The 1,651-nt window shown below is 58.0% G+C and carries 1 protein-coding gene; it reads left to right on the plus strand.

What is annotated here, in order from left to right:
- Window positions 1-68 precede the first annotated feature (68 nt).
- The gene (locus NE850_RS39305; protein ID WP_310700419.1) at window positions 69-1,520 is read left to right on the plus strand and encodes an IS1182 family transposase; all 1,452 of its coding nucleotides are present in this window, start codon (window positions 69-71) and stop codon (window positions 1,518-1,520) included.
- Window positions 1,521-1,651: the final 131 nt, after the last annotated feature.

Raw genomic sequence — 1,651 nt, forward strand, 5'->3', positions numbered from 1 at the left:
CGGCCGAGGCCGTGTAAAAACGCGTGTGATCACCTAGACTGAATCAACCTGCTGAACGAGAGGCGCAGATGGGGCGATTTGTCGAGGGTGCGCAACGCAGTCAGACCACACTATTGCCAGAGTGTCTTGATGACTTCATCGCTGAAGACAACCCTGTGCGGATTGTCGACGCATTCGTCGAAGAACTCGAACTGGCATCCCTCGGATTCGAAGGCACTACGCCGGCAAGCACCGGGCGACCTTCTTACCACCCGGCCGTGCTGCTCAAGATCTATATCTACGGCTATCTCAATCGCGTACAGTCTAGCCGACGCTTGGAGCGGGAGTGCCAGCGCAATGTCGAACTGATGTGGCTGACTGGCCGGCTTGCGCCAGACTTCAAGACGATTGCCGAGTTCAGGCGAAGCAATGGCGCAGGCATTCGCAACGTGTGCCGTCGCTTCGTGATGATATGCCGGGACCTGAAGCTGTTCACACAAGCGGTCGTCGCCATTGACGGCAGCAAGTTCAAGGCGGTCAACAGCCGCGACAACAACTTCACGCCGAACAAGATTGCACGACGTCAGGAGCAGATCGAGCAAAGCATCCAGCGTTATCTGGACGCGCTGGAGACCGCCGATCGCACGCAACCTGCCGAGGTAGAAGCGAAGACTGAACGGCTACGGGAGAAGATCGAAACGTTGCGTGAACAGATGCGTGATCTGAATCGTGCTGCTGAGCTTCTGAACGATCTGCCGGAAAAGCAGATCTCGCTGACCGACCCGGACTCACGCTCAATGATCTCTCAAGCCAAGGGTACGGGCGTGGTTGGCTATAACGTTCAGGTCGCCGTCGACGCCCGGCACCATCTCATCGTTACCCACGAAGTCACGAATGTCGGCAACGACCGGACGCAGCTGAGCCCAATGGCCAAAGCAGCGCGCGACGCGATGGGCAAGAAGAAAATCAAGGCACTGGCAGACCGTGGATACTTCAGCGCACCAGAGATCAAGGCATGCGACGACGCGGGTATTGCGGCCCTCGTGCCCAAATCACAGACCTCCGGGGCAAAGGCTGACGGCCGCTTCGACCGGGCCGACTTCATTTATATCGCCAGAGACGACCAGTATCTGTGTCCGGCGGGGCAACGCGCGATATACCGCTACACCTCGTTGGAGAGTGCCAATCGGCTGAAATTGCGGACCTACTGGAGCAGTGCCTGCCCACACTGTTCGCTCAGAAAACAGTGCACGCCGGCCCCGTATCGGCGCATTCGCCGATGGGAACACGAGGCGGTACTCGATAGAATGCAACGCAGACTGGATCGTCAGCTTGACGCGATGACAATACGGCGACGAACGGTCGAGCACGTGTTTGGCACGCTGAAGCACTGGATGGGCTCAACCCACTTCCAGATGCGCAGGCTTGGGAACGTCTCGACTGAAATGAGCTTGCATGTGCTGGCGTATAACCTCAAACGCGTCATGAAGATCCTCGGATTTGCAAAGACACTGCGAGCGATGAAGCTCGCAGGCGCGTAATCTCACACGTGGCTATGCTTGCTGGCGTGGCGCAATCAGTTCAGTCGTAGAAAGCAGGAAGCTGCCAAGGCGCAGCCTCACCAGTCGCTCGACAGACTGCCGGCTCACGCGTTTTTACACGGCCTCGGCCA

The organism is Paraburkholderia sp. USG1, from assembly GCF_031570135.1.
GTDB lineage: Bacteria > Pseudomonadota > Gammaproteobacteria > Burkholderiales > Burkholderiaceae > Paraburkholderia > Paraburkholderia dioscoreae.